Source organism: Colwellia psychrerythraea (genome assembly GCF_000764185.1).
Taxonomy (GTDB): Bacteria; Pseudomonadota; Gammaproteobacteria; order Enterobacterales; family Alteromonadaceae; genus Colwellia; species Colwellia psychrerythraea_B.
The window spans coordinates 145,702-168,384 of sequence record NZ_JQEC01000016.1 but is presented as its reverse complement, the minus strand read 5'-3'; the positions used below and the strand labels follow the sequence as shown (position 1 = coordinate 168,384).

Sequence of the window (22,683 nt, the reverse complement as noted above, 5' to 3'; positions counted from 1 at the left end):
TAATTTGCTAAAATAAGTAAAAAATAGCACTCTTGTCTATTCAAGTGATATTGCTAAGGGCTATAATTATAGCCGCACTCATCAATATTCGTTAGTTACTGACTATATAGTTTACTTATGAAAACGGCAAGTTTACTCAATATTTGCCAATATGTCAGATAAAAACTAAGTTTTTACAGGATCTTTTTGTGATCATTTTTCGTTATTTATTAAAAGAAGTCGCCAAAACACAATTAGCAGTATTTTTTGTGTTGATGACTATTTTTATCAGTCAAAAGTTTGTCCGTGTACTCGGTGATGCATCAGAAGGAAGCATTCCGGGGCAATTGGTGATGACTTTTATTGCCTTGAAAATACCAGATCTTGCTGGGTTTATTCTACCACTTAGTTTGTTTCTCGGCGTTTTACTGGCTTATGGCCGCATATATGCGGACAGTGAAATGACTGTGTTACATGCTTGTGGTGTTAGTGAGTGGTATGTAGTACGAGTCACCTTAGTGTTGGCGGTAATCACCGCAATTTTTACTGGTATATTCACCTTATACCTTGCGCCGCTCGCTTCAGAGTATCAATATCAAGTAAAAGAAGAGCTTGCTGCTGATTCCGGCTTAAGCGCATTAGTGTCGGGGCGATTCCAGCAAACGGGTAATCAAGATGCAGTGGTATTTATTCACGGTAAAGATAGAGAAACCAATCGTTTAAATAAAGTGTTTGTTGCCCAGTTACCTGAGGGTGAAAATATTGGCGCTAGTATTATCAATTCCAGTATCGTATACGCCAAAACCGGTCAGGTTTTTGAGGATGAACTAGGCTCTCAGCAATTAGTATTAGGTGATGGTATACGTTATCACCGAGATATAGATAGTAATGAATTCCAGTCAGTAGCTTTCAAAAAATACTATATACAAATTAAAGATCAAGAAGTTGAACATCAACACCGTAAATTAAGCGCCTTAACTACGCTAGAATTGTATAATAATATGCCGCCTGAATTAGAGTCAGCTTATCGAGCGACTATTCAATGGCGTATGGCTTTCCCACTACTGTGTATCATCTTAGTTTTCATTGCAGTTCCGTTAAGTGTGGTAAACCCGAGGCAAGGTAAATTTGCTAAAATGCTGCCGGCTTTAATGTTATTTTTGGGGTATTTATTATTATTAACCTCGATGCGATCAGCCATAGAAAAAAATGCTATTCCTAGTGTTATTGGTTTATGGCCTATACATATTACTGCCTTGTTTATTGGCATGATGTTATTGATGAAAGAGCGAAGTAGCGGCAGAATCATAAAAGCAAAATTACCGAACTTTAAACGTAAGCAGAAGAAAAACACTCAAGGCAAAGGTAATTAATGCGCATTCTTGATTTTTATATTGGCCGTGTTATTGCGTCGACCACTTTTATTACTTTAGCGGTATTTATTAGCGTTAGTGGCATTATTAAATTTGTTGAGCAAATGCGCGCTATAGGACGTGGTGATTACGATTTAGCCCACGCCGCCTTATATGTCCTCCATATGGTTCCTCGTGATGTTGAAGTGTTTTTTCCTATGTCAGCGCTGATTGGCGGTTTAATTGGTATAGGTATGCTTGCCAGTAACAGTGAGCTGATAGTGATGCAGGCCGCAGGTTTATCAAAATTAGATATTATAAAGTCGGTGATGAAAACGGCCATTTTATTAATCTTTGTCAGTATGGCCATTGGTGAGTGGTTGGCGCCTAGCGGCGAAGCAAAAGCACGTCAAATTCGTGCGCAAGCTATTTCAGGTGGTAGTCTCATAGCCTCTAAAAATGGCGTTTGGGCTAAAGATGGCGATTATTTTGTTAACATTGGTGAGGTATTGGATAAAGGCCAGTTGAAGAAAATTCAAGTCTATGGTTTTAATGATGAGTTAAAAATTGATAGTTGGCTTTCCGCAAAAAGTGCTGTTTATCGAGACAAAAGTTGGTTGCTCAGCGACGTTGAGGAATTTGTATTAATCGATAATCAAATTATCACAAAAAAGCATAGTACAAAAATTTGGAATTCATCGTTAACACCTAAAAAACTTGGCGTAGTGACCGTTACACCAGAATCTCTCTCCTTACGAGGTTTGACTGATTATCTAGATTATTTAGAAGCCAACGAGCAAGACCCTAGTCGTTATCAATTAGCATTTTGGCGAAAAATAATGCAGCCATTAACCGTTGCGGTCATGCTGCTAGTGGCTCTGTCGTTTATTTTTGGGCCATTACGTTCAGTTTCTATGGGAGCGCGTATTATGATGGGGGTCTTTACTGGCATTCTATTTTTTATTAGTAATGAAGTGTTAGGCTCGTTGAGTTTGGTTTATCAGCTACCACCAGTGCTGGGAGCAATGGCGCCAAGTTTAATATTTGTGAGTGCTGCTTGGTATATTATAAATAAAAAGGCCTAGTTAACCTGAACTCTGGATAAGCAACATTTGCTCAATATTCTCCTTTATCCAATTCTCAGCGTTAAAACGTCGATAAATAACCTGTTATTCATAAACGTTTTTCTTTGATAATAGAATAAATTGAAACATTGATCGAGTACATCGCGATTTAACTTGGTAAGTTTTATTGTTAATAACCGTAAGTTGTTGCTTTTACTTAAACATCAAGTACTCATTATCCAGAACTCAGGTTAGTTAACGTTAAAGGCGTTAATAGCCTTAGAATATACTGATTTGTAAAAATTAGCTTGAGTTAATAATTGGCTAACAATGAGCGCTATTCACAATGGCAATAGCCCTACTGAGGACGTAGCGTTTATAAGCGTCCTCGATTAGCCTCTAGAGACAACCGCACAACTTCAGTTTTGGTCAGCCTATCTTGTAAGCTAAGCTTATTTTTACGGTCAAGAATAACTAAAATATTACCTAAACCTAACAAAGTAGGTACTAAGCGTTTAATAGCTGTAGTTTTACTTATGAGTGAACCATCAAGGTTTTGTAGGCGTAAACGCCACGCCCTCATACCCAGTGTTTGACCACTTTTAGTCCAAAAATAAACAAAGAAAAAACCTACCCAAGCCATTTTCCATAATTCATTTGGCCACTTTAACCAAGCTGTATTGGCAATGGTATCGGAAAAGTGTTGCTCTCCTTGCATGCTATACAGACCAAAATAATGCCCTAGGTACAGTAATAAAAACGAAACCGCACCAGCGACCATATAAACAGCAAAAGAAAGTAGGAAGTCGTAAATCCATGAGCCAAAACGTCGTCTAAAGCCTGCGCGAGGAAAACTGTTAGCGGTTGTGTGAGGGGTTGTATCAGTCATTGAGTCTTCTTTATGTTAGGTATTTGAGAGTAAAAGGTGGAAATATTTTTTGCAGTTTAACAAAGTTTACCTTAATTGAGTATCCCCGCCAGTTAGCGTAAAATAGCTAACAGCTCAGCAGTTAATTTTATGTTGAGTTATTACATTTTTGAGTAAAGGATAATATCAGCTAAATGGCTATTAACTTTCCAGCGCACGGCAAGATAAATATTAATATTGAAGATAATATCATTATCCTTGAATGTGAAGGTCCGTGGAACTTAGAGTTTTTCCATATCCTGCATCAAGATCTTTATAACGCTGTTAAGCAAATTGCCTATAGTAAATATGCGGTATTACTCATTCCAATAGGTGAAGCTATAGGTACCGCTGAAACAATGGACTATCATATAAATTTTCTTAAAAAAGGTCAGGCTACAGCGGTCGCTGTAAACTTATCACGTAGTGAAGTGCCGTCTACTACGGAGCATATTTGTCGTATTTCTTATCAAGCAGTTAACCTAAAGCACGAATTTTTTCTTGATAATGATACCGCTAAACGTTGGCTTAAAGAGCAACTAAGTTAATTCTCTTTATCGGTATTTTTCGCTAACGTAATTAAAAGAAAAGCCAATCTTATTTAACAATAAAATTGGCTTTTTTATGAGCTAGTTCAAAAGTGAATGCTAAGTTAAGTTAAGTTAACTTAACTTTAATTGAATTGTCACGAGTATCCGAAATTTTATAAAAACCACAATAAAGTGCAGGTACCACGGCTAGTGTCAATATGGTACCTATACCTAGGCCAAAAGCTATAACGTTAGCCATGCCATAAAACAGCGGGTCTTTGCCAATAATTAACGGTAATAAACCCATCACAGTCGTGATTGTCGTCATGGCTATCGGCCGTAATCTTGTTAAACAAGCATCGACCACAGCTTGATAATCAGACTTACCAGTCGCGGTTTCAATTTTAATTCTGTCAATTAACACGATAGCATTATTAATAATGATACCGGCTAAGCTATATAGCCCTAAGGTTACCATAAAGCCAAACGGGGCTTGCATCAAAAATAGGCCCATAACAGCACCTATAAAGGATAGTGGGATAGTTAAAGTAATAACCGCGGCTTGCCTGAATGAATTAAATTGCGCCACTAATAAGATTAATATTAAACCTAATACTATTGGCATACTAGCTCCTAAAGCTTTTTGTGCAGCTTTAGACTCCTTAATCACACCATCATATTCAATACTATGATTAATAGGCAAATCGGCAGCTAAGGCTTGAATTTCCTCATCAATAATTAACTTAAGATCCTCTGCGGCGACATCAGTATTTCTAGCTTGAATACTAATGGTACGAAATAGGTTTTCATGATGAATTATCGAAAATTGATTATAAGGCGCTAAATTGGCAACTTGGAATAAGGGCACAGTTTGGCCAGTTTTATTCGAATAAATATTAAGGGTTCTAAGCCTATCAAGGCTCTGTCGCTCAGCTTGCTCTGCGCGCAATACTACAGGGATAACATTATCACCTTCGCGAAATTCAGTGATTTTTGAACCAGAAAAATAGGCTTCTAGTGCTTGAGCAATTTCTTCAGAAGTAAGGCCTGAACGCTTTGCTCTATGTTGGTCTATTTGCACATCAATTTTAGTGATCAAGTTTTCCCAATCAGTACGAATATCTATAGTGTTAGGCACATCGTGTAATACTGACATTATCTGTTGGGCTTTTTTGTAGATAACGTCTTTATCAGGGCCTTTTACTTGAATTTTAATGGTGCTTGAATCTGAAGGACCTAAAAACATTTTTTTGACCCGTGCCGAAACATTGGGAAAGTTATGTTCTATTTGCTCATCCAGCATTAATACTGTGGCACTGATATCAGTGCCATCCTTAACGTTTAATACCATAAAACCTTTATTTTGTGCCGGATCTTCAGGGTTAAGCGACATAACAAATCTAGGACCACTAAAGCCGACATAGGCAGAGTAGCTTTCAATGAAAGCAAAGTGACTATCATTGTCTAGCCAAGTAAAAATGTCTTTCATCTGACGATTGGTTTCTTTAGATGAAGTGCCATTAGGTAAGTCGATATTAACCAGTATTTGTGTACGGTCAGAATCTGGAAAAAACTGTTTAGCAACATACTTCATTGATAGTACAGAACCAATAAATAGCGCTAACATAGCAGTCATAAATAAGGCTTTATGTTTTAGTAACCAGTGGAGAAAATTTTCGTAATAACGATAAAACTTACTTGGTTCAGCTGCTTTACCTTTAGGCTCTTCACCTTTGGCATGTTTATTATCAGGCAAGGTAATGAAGAAGTAACACAACAATGGCGTAACGCATAGAGCCAAGATCCAGCTGGTAAGCAAGGTAATTAGAATAACCAGAGAGATAGATCGGGTATATTCACCGGCAACATGCTCGGCCAACATTAGGGGTAAGAAAAACAAAATAGTTGTTACCGATGAACTGAGTAGGGGAATAGCTAGCTCTTTGCTACCTTGCAACATGGCATTATAACGGTCTACACCATCTTCTAAACGACGTTTAAAATCCTCGGCGATAACAATGCCATTGTCTACTAATAAACCCAAAGAAATAATGAGAGTTGCTAAACTCATACGTTCGAGTTTCATATCACTAAATTGCATTATGCTTAACGTGATTAACATAACAAAAGGCACAATAGCGCCAACAATCAATCCTGTTCGTAGACCTAAAAATAAGATAACCACCACTAAAACAATCGCCAAGGTTTGCAAGACATTAACAGAGACACCATTAATGGTTTTTTCTACTTGATCTGCTTGATAAGTGGCAATATTAAGCTGGTAGCCTATCGGGAGGCTCGATTCAATTTCATTGATTTTAGCGAGTACCCGTGGGGCATATTCTAAAAGGTTGTCTTGTGGTAACTTTGATATCGCAAAGAATATAGCCGACTGACCATTTAGATAAGCGGTTTTATCAGGCGGATCAATAAAATCTCGACGCAAGCTCACTATATCTTTTAGGGCAATAAAGTCTTCGCTATTTGGGATATTTATATAAGTATCACCAATATCCGCAAGGCTATCAAAATTACCAGAGGGCTCGACAATAAAGCTGATAGCGCCGGTATCTATTTGGCCGCCAGAGCGAACAATATTTTGCTTTTGTAATTCATTAATAAGCGATTGTGGTGATATACCTAATTGAGCAAGTCTAGCATTTGAGGCCTCTAAAAAAATGCGCTCTTCTTGACGACCTAATATTTCAATCTTTTTAGTGCCAGCAACACCATATAGAGTATCGCGAATATGCTGTGAAATATCATACATTTCACCTAAGTCAAAACCATCAGCGGTAAGCGCTAAAGTAACAACAGAGACATCACCAAATTCATCATTAACATAGGGTGTGTGTGTGCCAGAGGGCATTTTGTTATGCGCGGCGGTGACTTTATTTCGCAGGTTTTGCCAAATATCGTCAAGGTTAAAGTAGCGGTCGTAAATCTTAACGTGGATTATAGATATGCCGGTGGCGGAGCTAGATTTTATTTCTTTTACTTCCGGAATTTTTCGTATCTCTTCTTCCAGCTTTTTAGTGATTAATTGTTCTATTCTATCCGGAGCCATACCAGGGAATGAAGTACTAACAATAGCTTCGCGTATGGTAATGGTTGGATCTTCTTGAGCAGGTAAAGTGAAGTAGGCAAAAAAGCCATTCACTAATAACACCGCCATAATCAAAAACACGCTTTTTCGGTATGTAAAAGCCAGTTGGGTAATGTTCATTATTTTATATATCCGAAGCTAATTAAAACGCTGAATGGTGTTATCTGTCAAACTGACTTGTTGACCATCACGCAAAAAGGCTACACCAGCGGTAGCAATAATATCGCCGGCTTTTAACCCTGATGAAACGAAGACTTCATTTTTGAAAATATTTTCTGTCTGTACCTGAGTTTTAATGACTTGTTGGCTTTGAGGGTTATAAACAAAAACGTAGACTTTCTGTGCTAACCCCGCACTTAATGCGGTTGCAGGAATACGAAAAACATCGCCTTTATGGCCTGTTCTACCCGTGCCAGCAAATGAAAATTCTACTTCTGCGGTCATACCGGCGCGAAGTAAGGGGTTATCACCTTGAAGCACAACAGTAACAGGGAAGGCATTAGCAAACTCGGCACGTGTACCTATTTCGGTAATTTGTCCTTGTATTGTTAGTTCAGGCAAAACAGGAAAACTGATTGGAATAATTGCATGTTGGGTTAATTCGCGAATGAGGGTTTCCGGTACCATGACATGCACTTCAAGGCCGTGATTTCCTTCAATTTCAAAAAGAGATTGTCCAGCAGATATTTGCTGAGAAGGCTCAAATAAACGTTTGGTGATAATGCCGTCATAAGGTGCTAATAAAATACTATCTTGTAAATTCTTTTTGGCAATATCTAACTGTGCTTGGGCGACATCTGCAGCACTTCGACTAGCATCATAAGTTGCTTTGGCATTATCGAACCCTGATTGTGATACCACACCTTGTTTGAGTAATTTTTCGTATCGTCTATGGCTATTTTGAGCATCAACCAAAGTGGCCTTAGCCTGTTGGTATTGCGCTTGTGCAGATTGTAATCCCAAATTGAAATTACGTTGATTTAAACGCGCTAGCTCTTGTCCTTTAACTACTTCATTGCCAAGGTTTACTGCAATGCTTTGAATTTTTCCTTGTACTTCAAAGCTCAGTTTAGTTGCTTCTACGGGGGCAACAATACCTGATAGGGTTCGGATTTGTTCAAAGGGAGATATTGCAACTTTAGTCCACATTATCGGACGAATAGGTTTGGAAGTTTCTTTAGCTGGTTCATTACAGCCAACGAGTAATAAGGTAATTATTATAAATGAGAGCGAGCGCATGCTTGTTCCTTTAGTTACTTTTGATTGGGCAAAAGTTCAGGGATATCCCTATGAGTAAAGATCATTTTTGCTGAACTGTACAATTGGTACTGCTCAGTACCGTATAGTTTGGTACTATACAGTACCAAAGTCAACAATATAGTTACAATTACGGCAATCCCGATGGTCATAAGCAATACCTTAGAAATCACCAAGCTCAGCGCAAGAGGCCTGTTGATATTAGATGCAGCGCAAAATCTTTTTTATCATCAAGGCTTTGATGAAACATCTTTAGCAATGATCATTAATGAGGCGGGCGGCTCTAGACGGTCTATTTATAATGAGTTTGGTAACAAGCAAGGTTTGTTGATGGCCGTGATTCAAAGACAGGTAAAAGAACAGTCTGAAATTTTGACCTCGATTAATCGTGATATCGAAGCAAAATTAGCACTTAACCAGGTTTGCTTTAAATTTGTTAAAGGCATGCTCTCGCCAGCTCTAATGTCACTCTTTCGTTTAGTGGTTCAACAAGTGGTGAAGTTTCCTGAATTGGGTGAAATGATTTATCAAAAGGGGCCAATGGCTGGCATCTTACCTTTAGTTGATTATTTAGAATGGCTCACTGAACAAAAAATTTTAAAAATCGACAATTATCATTTAAGTGCACAAATGCTTATTGAAATGGTAAAAGGACCGTTGCATACCAGAAGCTTGTTATTACCGAATAAAGAAGTTACTGATGAAGAAATAAGCCAGCAAGTTGCCAAGGCAGTAGAGATATTTTTAAATGCCCATCAGCTATAAAACCTCAATGTTAGTACCGATTTTATTGAAAATACTTAACGACAGTAATCCTACTACTTTAGAGAAAACAAGGAAGTAACATGTTAATGAAAGATGGATTAAATATATCGTCGGCAGAGAGAATTTCGGGCGCAATTAGTCAAGTTTACCCAGACTTTGCCGCCGAGCAGTTTTTGCAACAAATTGAAGTTGGCTTAACATCACTTGAACTTAAACAAAGAGTGAACCACTTTATTGAGGTATTAGCTAAGCATTTACCCGCAGATTTTTCAGCGTGTCATCATATTTTTACTCAGCTAAAACCTCATTGGGATTATGGCGAACCTGATGACCCATTACGATCGTTTGCGGCGTGGCCAGTGACAGATTTTGTCGCTAAATATGGTCTAGACCATCCTGATTTAGCCTTTGATTGTTTACGATATTTAACCAATTTATTTTCTGCTGAGTTTGCTATTCGACCTTTTATTGAAAAATACCCTGAATTATCGGCTAAATATTTAAAACAATGGGCGACGGATGAAGATTATCATGTAAGGCGGTTAACCTCTGAAGGCACAAGACCACGGCTACCTTGGGGCATAAGGTTACAGGCTTTTTGCCAAAACCCTGAACCAAATTTAGCCTTGTTAGAACAACTTAAAGATGATGACAGTGAATATGTACGCCGCTCTGTTGCCAACCACCTAAATGATATAGCAAAAGACAATCCCGATATTGTTATTGATATGTGTAAACGTTGGCAAAAAGATGCTTCAAATAATACTCAATGGGTTATTAAACATGCTTGTCGTAGTTTAATAAAGTCAGGGCATCCTCAGGTATTTCCACTGTTGGGTTTTACTAAAAGCCCAAAATTATTAGCTGAAGATTTATCCCTAGTAAATAGTCAATTAACATTAGGTGATACGTTAACTTTTACTGTGCAGTTAACATCCACATCAATGAGTAATCAAAAGCTTGCCATTGATTTTGTCATCTATCATATGAAAGCGAACGGACAGTTATCAGCTAAAGTTTTCAAGTTGAAGGAATTGACCTTAAAAAGTAAAGCAAGTATTGAGTTAACGAAGCAACATAAGATTAAAGCTATTACCACACGTAAGTATTATTCGGGTAAACACAAAATAGCAATACAGGTAAACGGTAAAGAAGTTCTAATAAAAGACTTTAACCTTACGGTGCCTGATTAATTCCTTTATTCAGTTATTACTTTCTTAAATTACTATTGGCAGAGAACATAATGAGCTGAAGTGGTGTATTGCTACAGGAATAGCGTAAATAAACACCAGTTAGCATAACTGCTAAGAAAAACTTGTTGCTTAGTTAATTAACTTTCGTATAATGCCACCTCTTTAGCGCATAGCTAAAGTTAGTAAAAGCTTTAAAGCCTTTACCAAATAAATTTCCAGATAGTTGAGTTATCAGCTAGCTAAAAGTTTATGCCGCAGTGGTGGAATTGGTAGACACGTCGGATTCAAAATCCGATTTCGAAAGAAGTGACGGTTCAAGTCCGTCTTGCGGTACCATACATAGAAAGCCCTGATTCGAAAGGATCGGGGCTTTTTTGTGTCAAAATTGCGCGCAAAGACAGCACAGGAGTCATTCAAGTTCAAATCGAATTTAGAGTCTGAGATCTATCTCCCTATCGCCCCCTAAGCGAGATAAAATATTGCATCAGCTATCTCTGATAAACCAAAAAACCTATGAGATAGCTTTATCTTGATTGATTTACAGTTATTTAACCCTTCTTGGGATGAGCTTTTAAAGCATAAACTTTATGTAAATATACCCTTGGAGGCAGGTGTCCTCTAATCTTATCTTTAAGCGCACCTTTCACTTCACTTACTGGAATGAATATTCTCTGACCATCTTTAACAACGGATACAAATACCTTTCGGGTTATTTCTTCACGGATTAGCCAAGTACCATTATCTAAACGTTTCAGATCACCTTTGACATCCCCGTCAGCACCACGTACCTGCCATGACTCTTCTTCACTATTTTTTATCGCTGTAATTGTTTTATCAGTAAGTTGTGAACTAACAGTTATGCCGTCTTCATTAATGATAATTTCACCTACACGTCGTTCACCAATATGTATAGAGTAGAGTGTCTCTTCATCATCAGAACGCTCTTTCATCACTGAAAATTTATTGATCGGGTTCTGAATATTATTTTCAATTGGGTGTGAAGGCACTGGTACTTCAGTGTCTATATCTGGAATGTAAACATAGCCAAAATCAAAGCCAAGTTCCGGTAACTCTTCAGAATCAGGCGCATCGGTACCATAACCAGAGTCGACATTTTCAAACCCTAGATCACCATCAAACTCAGGAGGTTTCGTTTCACCACTACCACCAGAAGAGCTACAACCAGCAACTAGTGAAACCATCAATGTAATACAACTCAGTTTTAAAACGTTTTTCATACAAACCTCTTTTTAAAATAACTACTAATTGATATTTTTCGATATTTACCATTATTAAAATGAAACACCTAGCCCATAGGTCATTGACCAGTCTGAACTTTTTGATTTGTCTACACCAACGGTGAGACTGACATTGTCGAGCATGTACGTAAAATCTAGTCCATAGAGAGGTTCATATTGAGAACTTTCCGTTTTTTTTCCATTTATCTCAGAAACATTTCTTATCTGACGAAGACCTAAAGAAGGGGTGATATAAATCTTTTTTGTGGCTGAAATAGGCAGTGTTAGCGATATATCTCTTTCGGTATAAGTTGACGAATAATCAAAATCACTCATATCTTGATCATATCGATATGCAGAAACTTCGATTCCTATACCAATTCCACCTTGTTCATAACGATTAAAAGCGAAATACATGTCTTTTGAGTTACCTTCGAACGATCCGCCAAATGAAACGCTATCTATATGTTGTTCAGTCCAACCTTCTGCTGAAATAGGATGAGGTGATAGAGCCCCTACTATTATTGATAAACTTGCGAGTAATCTGATAGCGTGTTGTCTTTTTTCACATCAATGCTCCTCTGTTAAAGAGTGAGAAACAGTGATGTTTATGTATTACACTGCTTTCTCAGGACGAGTGAGATAATACCCAAGGTGAATAGGTATTAGAAATGGTGGATTTTCATACTGCTTATAACCTAGGGTTATAGCGATAGCAATTGGTCATGAAATTATGTCTCTGCCTATTTTTATCATTGTATCGATAAGCCAGTTGTAAAATAGATCACTTGTTAAGCCAGACGTCCAGCTCATACAAATATCAATATTAGGTACTTGATTAAGCAGGATATATTGAAATTCTTCTGCATGCGCTAAATCACGCATAACGGGTGTAGGGCCAATCAATACAGCATTAGAGTATTTAAGCGTGTCAAGTGCTAACCACATACTAGCTTGATCTAGCATGATGGGGTTATCTGGAAAAGTAGCGCTATAAATTTTTTGATATTGTGTAGAACCCGATATACGGATCAATGGAAAGCTTGAAAACGGTGAAGTATCAACATTATGACTAAATAATGGATGATCGTTTCTAGCAATGAACGAGGTTGTTACTGCTCCTAGCTTAATGCTTTCACATTGCCCATTAGAAGCAGGTATTGGACCAAGCGCAATATTTAATTCCCCTTTGATAAGTTGATTTATGTTTTCTTTACTCCACTCTTTACACGCTATGGTAACGTTAGGCGCTTCTTTATGAAGCTCACGCAATAATCTACATATCCAATGTGGGCTACCATAATCAGAAAACATTATGCTTACTGTAATTTTTATTTCTCGTAGATTCAGTTCGTCAGGAATGACTAATTGTTTAACTTGTTCGCATAATGAATGGACTTTTGGCTTTATTCGTTCGGCCTTGGGAGTAAGAAGTAAGATATTCCCTGATCTTACAAATAAAGGATCATTAAACATGCTACGAAGCTTAGTGAGTTGCTTACTTACGGCTGGTTGGGATAAAAAAAGTAGCTCAGCACTTCTTGATATATGTTTGTGCTCGAGTAGGACCGATAATGTTTTGAGTAAATTTAAATCTAGATCTCTAAGCTTGGTAATATCACTATCTCCCATGGTTATAAGCTTCTTGTTTTGTTATTCCCTATATCATGGATCTTAGGTTAACTTTTATAAAAAGAACAATATTAATAGGCTGTTTGAATTGAGTTCGCAGGGTGTAAACGATTATTTTTGGTATCACGACGCAAGCGAAAAACCGACTGACGGAGCGTGTTTTGACCATGTCATTGTGTAATAGTCATGCTAGATGAAAGTTTGTATATATTATCAAATACTTCACAGAGGAAGTTAAGCATGTACCAGATCGTTATGGCGAAAAATGGGGAAATACCAAGAAAATTTCACTTACGTAGAAGATCATAAGATAACAATTGAAAACTTATCGAATGACCATTTTGGTGGCGGAGCTGACTATTTGCTGTGATAAATACGTGTCTAAATTAGATCCGAAGTGTAGTAAAAGTGAGCCTTAGCCTTTAACCAATGAATAGTGAAAAATAGTTCATCGCTAATGGCTTATGGTGCGCATTATAGCCATTAGCATCATTGTTTTTATCGAAACTATTGCCACTTTATGAGTATAAAAAACCATTTAATTTAAACGGCTAATATTCATTGAACAAGGGGAAGAAATAATAGATTTTCTCTGTTTGCTAAGTGATATTGAATCGCTTGATAGCAATTACTCGCTAGAACGGCATGGTAAAGTTTAATGTTGCAGCTAATACCAAATGTATAAGGCTTTTTGTCCGTGTAATGTCATGTAATATTTTAAAAAAAATTATCTGCTATATTTATTTTGCAAGGAGTTACAAGCTACACCAAGGAAGGGAAGTACCCATCTTAACCTACCTATTCTAATAGTTTGTTACCTGTAACTTTTTACACAACACAAATTTTTTCAAGTGTATTTATTAATATGGAATTAGCAACACCTAGAAATTATTTTTCGAGTTGTTGAAACAAATCCATTAAGTACAGTGATCTTAATTATTTGTCTCTATCAAAATAGAGACTGTTACGTTAATAGCTGAAGGAACTAGCACCATGAATAATAAAACACCTTTTAGAGTCTATTCATCACTGTCTTTTCAGCTAAAGAAAACTACTGGAAAAAATTGGATTGCCGTTGGGGATGCTGCTATTTACTTCGATCCAAGAACTTCTCAGGGAGTTCATAAACCTTTGCTTACCGGAATTGCTGCGGCTAAATCGATCATAGATACGTTTAAAGGTTTATCAGATTTACCTTTTCTCTATGCAGAGCAAAGAAATAAATATTTCAATGCATACCTAACCACTAGGCAATTTTTTTATAAACAGGAAAAACGTTGATCTTTTGAACATTTCTGGTAATCCCGGCAAGCTGATAGTGGTTACTCAGATGTACAGTTTTTAAAAGATGAGAGGGCAGTGTTTTTCTCGGATATTGATAGCAGGTGATGTTGTCAGAAAATTAATTATAAACAAGGATAATGTTATGACTAAATTCGTAAGAAGACCTAAGTTAAAAGGAATGATTTACGCAGATGATCCGCTGCATGGACAGTGGGGAAATGTGGTTGATATTGCTCCTGATTTAGTTAATACCCCAAGCGGTACAAAGGTACCTCAGTATTCGAAAACAGTCATAGGCACATCAACTGCCTATGACCCAGCGGTAAACTGTGAAGGTAACTTCATGTCTTACAAGTTTCAACCTAATAATAATTGTTATAACTATTCAACTAACTATGCCACAAACTCATTTGCCCAACCGGGAAGAATGACGCAAGACAACTATCAGCCAGTGAGTATTGTACTTGATGAACAGGGAAAATTGTCAGCTACTAATAACAGTTATCCTACAGGCCCTTCTATAGTGACAGGCGCAGTATCTGACGGCCTAATAAATATTGGTCCTGGTGTTGCTAAGACAGCAGATAATATCAAGATCACTGGTTCCGAATTACTTGATAAATTACCCTCTGACTATTTCATTAAATTACGCGATGAATCTCCAGAAGGTGTTTCACACCTGGTGGCACTTCTTATTTCAGAAGCTAATGAGTCAAAAGGCTGGCCGGGAGATTTCCACTGGGTGCGTTGTGATGATTTAGTGTCTTTTACATGGTCACAAAAAGATGGCCCTGATCAAATCACTAACTTCGATTTTGCAGGTAAGCCAATTGATTGGGAAAACCCTCCTCATTTGGCAAATTGGACATGTAATAACGGTCCTACTGCCCCTACACCAAGTGTTCCACATCCTGTTAAAGGAGATGATGACATAGTATCAGTGTATAAATTTTATACCTATATGTGGGTACCAAGTTCAGGGATAAATATTATATAACTATTGTGATAACAGCTAACAAATTCAGCAAAAAATAAAGCAATTAACAAATGAATAAAGATATTGAGATGCATTAAACAGTTCTAAAAGTAACCAAAAAACAAAGGATGAATACAATGGTAAAGTTAACACGGAAATATAAACTTAGTGGCTCATTTAATGACGATGATGCCATGCACTCACCAAGCCTTCATGCAAATCAGGCAATAGATAATGATACAGATCGGGTTGTAGCCCCAACTTATATTCAGGTGCCTGTAGGTGATCCTGTTCCGCAATATTCAGCAACTGTAGTGGGTGAGTCAACAGAATACAATCCGTCGGGAAATTGTAACGGCAATTTTATGTCTTACAAATTTCAGGTGAACAACAACTGTTATAACTATTCAACTAATGTTGCTACCAATTCTTTTGCACAACCTGGTCGAATGACAGGTAAGCCGCTACAAAAAGGATGGACTGGACAAGATGTAGTTGATGGCGCTGTTTCTGACGGACTAATATATCTTGGTAATTCTGACTTTACACAGGAAGATATCCAAAAGCAGGTGGCAGAAATGGATGGTCATATAGTTGCGTTAATGATCTCAACCCCCGATGCTGCTGTTGACTGGCCGGGCGACTACCATTGGGCAAGAATGGATGATATTGATACGCTGCAATGGTCACAAAAAGACGGAGGCGATCAAGTGACAAATTTTGATTTTGCCGGACACTCCATTGTAGGGCCAATATTTACGGGAACCAAAACCCCTCCAATAGGTGGACCTAGAGTCGCCAACTGGACAGTCAATCAAGGGCCAATGATAAAAGGCAGTGAAGATGATGTTGTAGTGAGCTATGAGTTTTTTGCATATATGTTTGTTCCTGCATCGGGAATTAAAATTATCTAATTACATTCAGCTTGTTTCCCCTTTTTTCTGGGTTAGGGCTGGGGCATTTCTATTGCTCCGAAAATGGTTAAGGGGTGTGAATTTACTTGCACCTATTCTCCTCCTTTAAAGAAAAAAGTATTTTTAAGTAGATGTTTAAACTGTCAATTCATTACATAGCATTTTCGCTAGTTTAGCTTTATCAAAGCTAAACAAATAAACTCAAAGAGGTCATCATGCAAATAGGTTTAATTTATACCGGCGGTACAATCGGATGTACGCAGAACCCTTTAACGCCATTAGATAATTCAGCATTTACTACGGGAATTACCGATGTTGTTCTACCCATTATAAAGTCGCAACACGAAGATTGTAGCTTTACTTATATCGAGTTTAATCCAGATGGCTCTACCCTTGACAGTACTAACCTTCAGCCCTCTGATTGGTGTCAAGTAGCGCAAAAAATTCTTGATTATTATCCAAACAATACATTAGGTAATACACCTTGCGATGCCTTTTTAGTGCTTCATGGTACTGATTCTATGGCATGGACCGCATCAGCACTATCATTCCTTCTTACCGGTCTTGATAAATACGGTAACCCGAATGCCGTACTCGATAGACCGGTGATCGTTACAGGCTCTCAGTTACCATTATTTTATCAGAATATATCAACTGATCCGCTTACTCTTTTATACAACACCGATGCCCTGCAAAATATATGCGGTTCAGTTGAGGCTTGTTATTCGGGCATTACAGAGTCGTGTCTTTATTTTGATGCAGAGCTTTACAGGGGCAACCGTGCTGTTAAGACAAATGCCAGTGAATTTGATGCTTTCTCGACACCGAATTATCCATCAATGGGTGAGTACGGTGTAGAGTTTGACCTTTATACAAAAAGAATACTTCCTCTTCCTGTGAATTCAACAGTCTCTTTAAATACAGCTTCTGTACTTACTGAACTTAACGCCCAGCTGGCACATGTTACGGCAAGCTTAGCCTACGGTGATAACATGGTTAAGGTTAAGCCATTCCTCTCTTACCCTGCTCCTTATAGTAATGGTACGGGCACTTCAGCGAGTGAAATAGGCAAAGGTCAAATAGCTGATGAGATAAATTCGCTTGTCGCTGCAGGCCTAGATGGCCTAATTCTTGAGAGTTACGGCGAAGGTAACTTTCCTTCAGGTGACCCAGATAACCCGACATATGGCGGGACATACAATGCCCTTCTAAATGCCACAACACAGGCAGATCCTGTCGTACTAATGGACTGTACTCAGGTTATTCATGGCACTGTTAATGCTACGGCATATGCATCTGGCTCGTGGTTAAGTAATGTAGGAGCCCGTGGCGCCTATGACATGACGGCTATTGCAACACTTGCAAAACTTAACTGGCTAAAGGCTTTGAGTGATTACACTCCTACAGGTGGTACAGTTTACGACTGGGATGCTACAGCGATAGGCGATCTAATGCAGAATGACCTTAGGGGGGAGATTATGGATATATTCTTTCTTGATTCAAGGGGAGCTGTATTTCTTTCACCAGGTGAGTCTATCTCAGCGTTACATGATGTAACAACGGACACGTCGGCTGTATTCCTTAATGACCCAACACTTGGCCCTGTACTTCAGACTATCTACACGGACCCAACAACGGGAGAAACTACCACAACAATCCTGTGGTCAGCTCTATCTAGTTCAAACAATCCTCAAAACCCACCCAGTGATTACAATATGCCGGGAAACATGGTTATGCAAAGTGACGGTAATCTTGTGTTTTACGATAACTCTAATACGGCAGCTTATGCTTCAGGCTATGTATCTTCGAGTGTAACAACAAAATTGATACTCGAAGCTGGAGCTAACAACGAACCTTATCTCTATGTGTATGATTACAGAAATAATGAGGCAATAAGTGTTATTTACGGCATGTCTAATTTATAACGTAGTCATAATGAAGGGAGAATAAAATGAAATTTAACTTTCATAACAAACAAAGTAATTTACCCATACCGGATGGTTTTTATTATGTGGATCAGGATAACTACTACATTGCCAACCTTAATGAACCTGCGGTAGGTAATCCTGAGAAGTACTTATATTCTGATAGTGCCACTTCCTGTATTATAGTAGTGGTAGAGGGGAAGAATACAAAAGGTGACCCTATAGTAGCCCTAGCTCATCTTAGCCGTACAGAGAGGTTTGAGACATTTTTTGAAATTGTTGAAAACAATTTTGTCGGGCCTGTAGATGTATTTGCCCAGGGAGGTAATCCTGCTAATGCTGAAGCGTCTCAAACAAATTCTGAGACAGTGCTTACATGGATACAGGCGAACCGAACAAGTAGGGCAAGTAGTGGCGCCTCTTGGTCGATCACCAATGTAACCCTAGCCCTTGGTCTTGGTAATCCGCAGGAGGATAACAGAGGGTCTTACGGCATAAACCTTATGCTTATGACAGTAAGTAACGACTCCTTCAAACTGACAATGAAGGACCGTGACCCCACTGGCGGTTTGCAAATACTCTATTGTGTATTTGGTTTGAAAGTTGCACCTGTTATCCATCTTCATCACAGAGGTACTGCCTTTACGGCAAATGAGATTAACAGCCTTGTGGCAATGGCTAACTTACCGAAGAATGATTGGGTCGGCCTACTTAAGAAGACGCAAGCGGAGGTACTTAAAATTTCATCTACTCCTAATTGTGAGGTTCCGTGGTTTTATGAAGAGATTCGACAAGCAGCTCTATATGTGAAAGAACATCTTTAATTTCGGGTAAAGCATAGTTAAAAGGAAGCTTGTGAAGTGGCCAATATTATTTGCCCACTTCACAAGCTTCCTTTTTATATTTAATTGGTGAGATAAAAACGTCATCTACGGCTCTGATGAATCGACTAATAAAAAGTCCTCTTTGATTAAGCGTGCATAAGTTCATGTCAGTCACTATATCGGCTACTAAAACGCGAAGCTGACAGTGAGCTTGCCAGTGTTCAATTAGGTTTGAGTTTTACCGAGAAAGTATCACGTTCAATTACGCCTTTACTCAACTTATCTACACCACTCCTTGACCAGGTAGCTGAACAACTAAATATTGCGCCATGGACAATAGGGCGAAACTTAATTAGCGAGGGAGGCAGTTTTCAAAAGGTGCTTAATGATACTCGGCGCGATTTGGCAGTCAGTTATGTTAATAGTACGACGTTGTCGTTAGGTGAAGTCGCTTACTTGTTGGGCTTTGGCTCATCAACCGCGTTTCAATACGCATTTAAACGTTGGACAGGGCAAACACTAGGTAGTCTTAGGCACTAAATATTTATATGTGGAGGCTGGTATAAACCAAGCGAATAAAATAAACAAAGGTTAGTTTTATTCTGACTCATTTATTATTAACTATAATAACAAACGCACTATAGGTTTAATGAGAAGACTACCATGATTGATGCTTTTAATTTTATCAATAAGCTAAATCGGCGATTGCTGACTTATATTCTATTATGCAGCGTCTTCTTTTCAATATGTTCGACCCTAATTCAATTATATTATTCTTTTCAAAATGACTTGCTATTGTTAGAGCAACGATTTGATAATATTGAGAAAAGTTATATTCCTGCCCTTGCTGCAAGCTTGTGGGATTTTAATGACTCCCTAGTTACTGTGCAATTAAAAGGCATTGTTGATTTACCTGATATCCGTTTGGTTAAAATATCTAATGATTTTGATTACCAACGCCTGTTGGGGCAACCTGATATGACTGTCGAAAAAGTAGTTGAGTATCCAATAAGCTATTTAGACAATGTGGTTGGCAAGTTGACCGTCTATGCTGACTATCAAGAGATATACCAAAAACTATACCAGCAAGCGGGTTTTATTTTATTGAGCGAGTCGATAAAGATATTTCTGCTGACTTTTTTTATTCTATTCATTGTTAATCAGCTCATTACTCGACATTTATTTCGTATTACTAAGTACGCCCAGCAGCTAGGTAGCCATAATTTAGAACAAGAGTTAACTATATTAAATCGTTATCAAACGAGGGATGAATTAGATGATTTAGTTGATGCGATTAATACCATGCGAATCACTTTAAAAGCTGATATTAGTAAACTGGAAGATGTTGAGAATGCATTATTGACATTAAATAGTGAACTCGAAATTAAAGTGCATGATAGAACCGCTAAGTTAGCTGAGAGTAACCATCAATTGCAGCAGTCTTTTGATGATTTAACACTGGCTAAAGATAAGATTGTACAGTCAGAAAAGATGGCGTCATTAGGCCAGTTGGTTGCAGGGGTTGCTCATGAAGTTAATACACCTTTAGGTATTTGTGTCACCTCCATTTCTGCACTAAGGGAAAATATCGATAGTCTAAAATCTGCGGTCAATAATGAAAAGTTAACCAAATCACTATTAGTTAATAAGTTATCTTCACTTCATGAGTATGAAAAAATTATCGAGCGTAGTTTGATTAAGTCAGTTGAGCTTATTCAAAGTTTTAAATCAGTGGCAGTTGAGCAGCATACCGATCCCGAGGTTGATATTAATTTAGCAAAACATGTTAATAATGTAGTGAATACAGTTAAAACAATGTTTAAGACTAAAAACTACATTATTAAAGTTGATGTTGATGAAAAACTTAACTTGGTAACTTACCCGAGTGCTTGGAATCAGATTTTAACTAACTTTATGGTAAATTCTCATATACATGGTTTTGAAAACAGCCAAGAGGGTGAAATGTCTATTAGTTTTACTGCTGAAAATGGCTATTTAACTTTGCTGTATAAAGATAATGGCAAAGGTATTAGTGATGAAATTAAAAATAAAGTTTTCGAACCTTTTATTACCACTAAACGTGGACAAGGAGGCTCTGGTTTAGGTTTAAATATAGTCTTCAACCTTGTTGATGCTAAATTAGGTGGCACAATAAAGAGTCTTGAAGTTGATAATGGTGTGTGTTTTAAAGTAAGAGTACCTATGCATCATAAGTCGGTACCTATAATTGCTTCTTGAATTAAGCTTAGGTGTTGATGTTATAGATGCTTATAGGGAAAAACATGAAAATCACCAAGCCACATGTCAAGGTAACTTAATTTTGAAACTATTTTATATTTTCTTCATTATATGGATAAGCCTTAGTCTCAGTTTTAGCTGTAAAGCTATTGAAACTATTAACTTAAGTACTTTCGAATACCCTCCAGAACATTCACAAGTATTACCTCACCATGGCGTTGTTAGCCACATAATAGAGCTTGCCTTTGCTCAAGTTAATATTAAGGTTAAGTGGAGCTATTACCCAACAACAAGAGCATTTATGATGGCAAAGTCAGGCCGGGTAGATGGTACTGCCTCTTATGGTTATTCTAAGGAGCGAATTGAGGGTATGTACATGAGTAATAGCATTATATCCTCCGCAACTTATTTTTATCATTTAAAGTCCACTGATTTCAACTGGCATAATATCAAAGATTTGGCAGGGCTTAGGGTTGGTATCACCAACAAATTAAACTATGGAGATCTTTTTAATAACGCTGTAAAAGAAAATATATTTATTGTTGATGGTGCTCAACATGATGATTTGAATTTAAAAAAACTTCTTGCTGGGCGTATTGATATTTTTCCTATGACTTCAGGAATTGCAGAATATGCACTAAAGACACGTTTCCCAAAAGGTGCTTTAGAGAAAGTCACCTATAACAAAAAACCCATTAGAGAATATGATTCTTTTCTGTTTTTACCCGAGAGCTTACTAAAGAGTGAAGCGCTTCTAGCAAGCTTTAATCAAGGTTTACAAAAACTCCAAAAAAGTGGCCAATATCAACAAATATTATCCAACTACTACAATGGCTACTACTCAACGGCAATTGTGAATGCTAAAAAATAATATTTTTAGCAGCAGACTTAAGCTATTACTTTATTAAAAAGTTACTTTCAGGCAAAGACTATTTAGCTAGTTCTTTGTAAACCATTCTGTTATATAAGTAAATTGTCGATTTATTTTACTAGCTTACTAAAGCAAAAAAAATCATATATTTATAAACAAGTAACCAGAAGGCTAACTAACACTAGCAAGGAAAGCAGCATAATGACCAGCTCAAGCTCTAAGTCGAATGAAGAATTATCAATTATATTTTTACGATGCATTATTAGTATTATTATCGCCAGCCACGGTTGGCACCGATTTTATGAGGGGGGTTATGTGCCATTTGGTGAGTGGCTATCAAGCCTTGGTTTACCCTTTGGTGTTGCTATCGCCACAGCAATTACATTGTTTGAAATTATTGGTTCACCCCTGCTGGCGCTCGGTAAAAAGGTACCTTATCTTTGTGCTGGTTATATCGGCATCTACTTAACAGGTTTGTTTATTAATCACCTGCAACATGGTTGGTTTGTTGTTGGGCCTGGGCGTAATGGCATAGAGTACAGCACACTGATCGTTGCCTGCTTATTTTGTATTGCTTTTCCTCAGGTTTATAAGCGCTTTAAAACACAAGCTTAGTGATATTTAGGGT

The 22,683-nt window shown here is 37.7% G+C and carries 20 protein-coding genes and 1 tRNA gene; 15 read left to right on the top strand and 6 right to left on the bottom strand.

Annotated elements, in window-relative coordinates; translation table 11 throughout:
- The first annotated feature begins 188 nt into the window (after positions 1 to 188).
- Entirely contained in the window at positions 189 to 1,352 is a 1,164-nt protein-coding gene (gene lptF, locus GAB14E_RS14245) for an LPS export ABC transporter permease LptF (RefSeq protein ID WP_033081818.1), read from the top strand.
- On the top strand, positions 1,352 to 2,416 hold the full coding sequence (gene lptG, locus GAB14E_RS14250; RefSeq protein WP_033081817.1) for an LPS export ABC transporter permease LptG: 1,065 nt from the start codon (positions 1,352 to 1,354) through the stop codon (positions 2,414 to 2,416). Before lptF ends, lptG begins: the two co-directional genes overlap by 1 nt.
- A 355-nt stretch (positions 2,417 to 2,771) precedes the next feature.
- Here the strand turns inward: lptG and GAB14E_RS14255 are convergent, their stop codons facing one another.
- Complete coding sequence (locus GAB14E_RS14255) at positions 2,772 to 3,284, bottom strand: RDD family protein (RefSeq protein ID WP_033081816.1); 513 nt, start codon at positions 3,282 to 3,284, stop codon at positions 2,772 to 2,774.
- A 173-nt stretch (positions 3,285 to 3,457) separates the two neighbouring features.
- Between GAB14E_RS14255 and GAB14E_RS14260 the strand changes: the two genes are divergently transcribed.
- Entirely contained in the window at positions 3,458 to 3,850 is a 393-nt protein-coding gene (locus GAB14E_RS14260) for a hypothetical protein (protein ID WP_033081815.1), read from the top strand.
- Positions 3,851 to 3,959: 109 nt separating this feature from the next.
- Here the strand turns inward: GAB14E_RS14260 and GAB14E_RS14265 are convergent, their stop codons facing one another.
- A complete protein-coding gene (locus GAB14E_RS14265) occupies positions 3,960 to 7,058 on the bottom strand; it encodes an efflux RND transporter permease subunit (RefSeq protein ID WP_033081814.1) in 3,099 nt (1,032 codons plus the stop codon).
- Between the two features lie 18 nt (positions 7,059 to 7,076).
- Positions 7,077 to 8,177 (bottom strand): efflux RND transporter periplasmic adaptor subunit, encoded by a 1,101-nt coding sequence (locus GAB14E_RS14270; RefSeq protein ID WP_033081813.1) that lies wholly within the window; start codon positions 8,175 to 8,177, stop codon positions 7,077 to 7,079.
- A 162-nt stretch (positions 8,178 to 8,339) separates the two neighbouring features.
- Here GAB14E_RS14270 and GAB14E_RS14275 point away from each other — a divergent pair, with 162 nt between their 5' ends.
- The 3 genes from GAB14E_RS14275 to GAB14E_RS14285 all read left to right on the top strand — a co-directional run bounded on the left by GAB14E_RS14275 (position 8,340) and on the right by GAB14E_RS14285 (position 10,489).
- On the top strand, positions 8,340 to 8,960 hold the full coding sequence (locus tag GAB14E_RS14275; RefSeq protein WP_033081812.1) for a TetR/AcrR family transcriptional regulator: 621 nt from the start codon (positions 8,340 to 8,342) through the stop codon (positions 8,958 to 8,960).
- 80 nt (positions 8,961 to 9,040) lie between these two features.
- Positions 9,041 to 10,153 carry a DNA alkylation repair protein gene (locus GAB14E_RS14280; RefSeq protein ID WP_052093604.1) on the top strand — a complete coding sequence of 371 codons (1,113 nt, stop codon included), beginning with the start codon at positions 9,041 to 9,043 and terminating at the stop codon, positions 10,151 to 10,153.
- A 251-nt stretch (positions 10,154 to 10,404) separates the two neighbouring features.
- Positions 10,405 to 10,489 (top strand) — tRNA-Leu (locus GAB14E_RS14285).
- A gap of 212 nt (positions 10,490 to 10,701) precedes the next feature.
- Here the strand turns inward: GAB14E_RS14285 and GAB14E_RS14290 are convergent.
- The 3 genes from GAB14E_RS14290 to GAB14E_RS14300 all read right to left on the bottom strand — a co-directional run bounded on the left by GAB14E_RS14290 (position 10,702) and on the right by GAB14E_RS14300 (position 13,023).
- Complete coding sequence (locus GAB14E_RS14290) at positions 10,702 to 11,391, bottom strand: hypothetical protein (RefSeq protein ID WP_052093603.1); 690 nt, start codon at positions 11,389 to 11,391, stop codon at positions 10,702 to 10,704.
- Between the two features lie 54 nt (positions 11,392 to 11,445).
- On the bottom strand, positions 11,446 to 11,808 hold the full coding sequence (locus GAB14E_RS14295; RefSeq protein WP_033081811.1) for a hypothetical protein: 363 nt from the start codon (positions 11,806 to 11,808) through the stop codon (positions 11,446 to 11,448).
- Between the two features lie 306 nt (positions 11,809 to 12,114).
- On the bottom strand, positions 12,115 to 13,023 hold the full coding sequence (locus GAB14E_RS14300) for a LysR family transcriptional regulator (RefSeq protein WP_033081810.1): 909 nt from the start codon (positions 13,021 to 13,023) through the stop codon (positions 12,115 to 12,117).
- A gap of 993 nt (positions 13,024 to 14,016) precedes the next feature.
- On the opposite strand from GAB14E_RS14300, the gene GAB14E_RS14305 reads away from it, so the two are divergent.
- The 9 genes from GAB14E_RS14305 to GAB14E_RS0122820 all read left to right on the top strand — a co-directional run bounded on the left by GAB14E_RS14305 (position 14,017) and on the right by GAB14E_RS0122820 (position 22,670).
- A complete protein-coding gene (locus GAB14E_RS14305) occupies positions 14,017 to 14,304 on the top strand; it encodes an NAD(P)/FAD-dependent oxidoreductase (RefSeq protein WP_033081809.1) in 288 nt (95 codons plus the stop codon).
- 145 nt (positions 14,305 to 14,449) lie between these two features.
- Complete coding sequence (locus GAB14E_RS14310) at positions 14,450 to 15,304, top strand: hypothetical protein (RefSeq protein ID WP_033081808.1); 855 nt, start codon at positions 14,450 to 14,452, stop codon at positions 15,302 to 15,304.
- A gap of 116 nt (positions 15,305 to 15,420) precedes the next feature.
- Positions 15,421 to 16,197: a hypothetical protein gene (locus tag GAB14E_RS14315; RefSeq protein ID WP_033081807.1), complete on the top strand. Its 777-nt coding sequence runs from the start codon at positions 15,421 to 15,423 to the stop codon at positions 16,195 to 16,197.
- 215 nt (positions 16,198 to 16,412) lie between these two features.
- The gene (locus tag GAB14E_RS14320; RefSeq protein ID WP_033081806.1) at positions 16,413 to 18,122 is read left to right on the top strand and encodes an asparaginase domain-containing protein; all 1,710 of its coding nucleotides are present in this window, start codon (positions 16,413 to 16,415) and stop codon (positions 18,120 to 18,122) included.
- Positions 18,123 to 18,148: 26 nt separating this feature from the next.
- Positions 18,149 to 18,946: a hypothetical protein gene (locus tag GAB14E_RS14325; RefSeq protein WP_033081805.1), complete on the top strand. Its 798-nt coding sequence runs from the start codon at positions 18,149 to 18,151 to the stop codon at positions 18,944 to 18,946.
- Positions 18,947 to 19,177: 231 nt separating this feature from the next.
- Positions 19,178 to 19,486 (top strand): helix-turn-helix transcriptional regulator, encoded by a 309-nt coding sequence (locus GAB14E_RS0122825; protein ID WP_052093602.1) that lies wholly within the window; start codon positions 19,178 to 19,180, stop codon positions 19,484 to 19,486.
- A 123-nt stretch (positions 19,487 to 19,609) separates the two neighbouring features.
- Positions 19,610 to 21,184 carry a sensor histidine kinase gene (locus tag GAB14E_RS14330; protein WP_033081804.1) on the top strand — a complete coding sequence of 525 codons (1,575 nt, stop codon included), beginning with the start codon at positions 19,610 to 19,612 and terminating at the stop codon, positions 21,182 to 21,184.
- Complete coding sequence (locus GAB14E_RS14335) at positions 21,174 to 22,055, top strand: substrate-binding periplasmic protein (protein ID WP_033081803.1); 882 nt, start codon at positions 21,174 to 21,176, stop codon at positions 22,053 to 22,055. Before GAB14E_RS14330 ends, GAB14E_RS14335 begins: the two co-directional genes overlap by 11 nt.
- A 201-nt stretch (positions 22,056 to 22,256) precedes the next feature.
- Positions 22,257 to 22,670 carry a DoxX family protein gene (locus tag GAB14E_RS0122820; RefSeq protein WP_052093601.1) on the top strand — a complete coding sequence of 138 codons (414 nt, stop codon included), beginning with the start codon at positions 22,257 to 22,259 and terminating at the stop codon, positions 22,668 to 22,670.
- The last annotated feature ends 13 nt before the right edge of the window (positions 22,671 to 22,683 follow it).

Excerpts from the sequence above, each read along its gene's own strand:
- lptG (WP_033081817.1), top strand. The coding sequence starts at position 1,352 with ATGCGCATTCTTGATTTTTATATTGGCCGTGTTATTGCGTCGACCACT.
- GAB14E_RS14255 (WP_033081816.1), bottom strand. The coding sequence starts at position 3,284 with ATGACTGATACAACCCCTCACACAACCGCTAACAGTTTTCCTCGCGCA.
- GAB14E_RS14260 (WP_033081815.1), top strand. The coding sequence starts at position 3,458 with ATGGCTATTAACTTTCCAGCGCACGGCAAGATAAATATTAATATTGAA.
- GAB14E_RS14265 (WP_033081814.1), bottom strand. The coding sequence starts at position 7,058 with ATGAACATTACCCAACTGGCTTTTACATACCGAAAAAGCGTGTTTTTG.
- GAB14E_RS14270 (WP_033081813.1), bottom strand. The coding sequence starts at position 8,177 with ATGCGCTCGCTCTCATTTATAATAATTACCTTATTACTCGTTGGCTGT.
- GAB14E_RS14275 (WP_033081812.1), top strand. The coding sequence starts at position 8,340 with ATGGTCATAAGCAATACCTTAGAAATCACCAAGCTCAGCGCAAGAGGC.
- GAB14E_RS14280 (WP_052093604.1), top strand. The coding sequence starts at position 9,041 with ATGTTAATGAAAGATGGATTAAATATATCGTCGGCAGAGAGAATTTCG.
- GAB14E_RS14290 (WP_052093603.1), bottom strand. The coding sequence starts at position 11,391 with ATGAAAAACGTTTTAAAACTGAGTTGTATTACATTGATGGTTTCACTA.
- GAB14E_RS14295 (WP_033081811.1), bottom strand. The coding sequence starts at position 11,808 with ATGTATTTCGCTTTTAATCGTTATGAACAAGGTGGAATTGGTATAGGA.
- GAB14E_RS14300 (WP_033081810.1), bottom strand. The coding sequence starts at position 13,023 with ATGGGAGATAGTGATATTACCAAGCTTAGAGATCTAGATTTAAATTTA.
- GAB14E_RS14305 (WP_033081809.1), top strand. The coding sequence starts at position 14,017 with ATGAATAATAAAACACCTTTTAGAGTCTATTCATCACTGTCTTTTCAG.
- GAB14E_RS14310 (WP_033081808.1), top strand. The coding sequence starts at position 14,450 with ATGACTAAATTCGTAAGAAGACCTAAGTTAAAAGGAATGATTTACGCA.
- GAB14E_RS14315 (WP_033081807.1), top strand. The coding sequence starts at position 15,421 with ATGGTAAAGTTAACACGGAAATATAAACTTAGTGGCTCATTTAATGAC.
- GAB14E_RS14320 (WP_033081806.1), top strand. The coding sequence starts at position 16,413 with ATGCAAATAGGTTTAATTTATACCGGCGGTACAATCGGATGTACGCAG.
- GAB14E_RS14325 (WP_033081805.1), top strand. The coding sequence starts at position 18,149 with ATGAAATTTAACTTTCATAACAAACAAAGTAATTTACCCATACCGGAT.
- GAB14E_RS14330 (WP_033081804.1), top strand. The coding sequence starts at position 19,610 with ATGATTGATGCTTTTAATTTTATCAATAAGCTAAATCGGCGATTGCTG.
- GAB14E_RS0122820 (WP_052093601.1), top strand. The coding sequence starts at position 22,257 with ATGACCAGCTCAAGCTCTAAGTCGAATGAAGAATTATCAATTATATTT.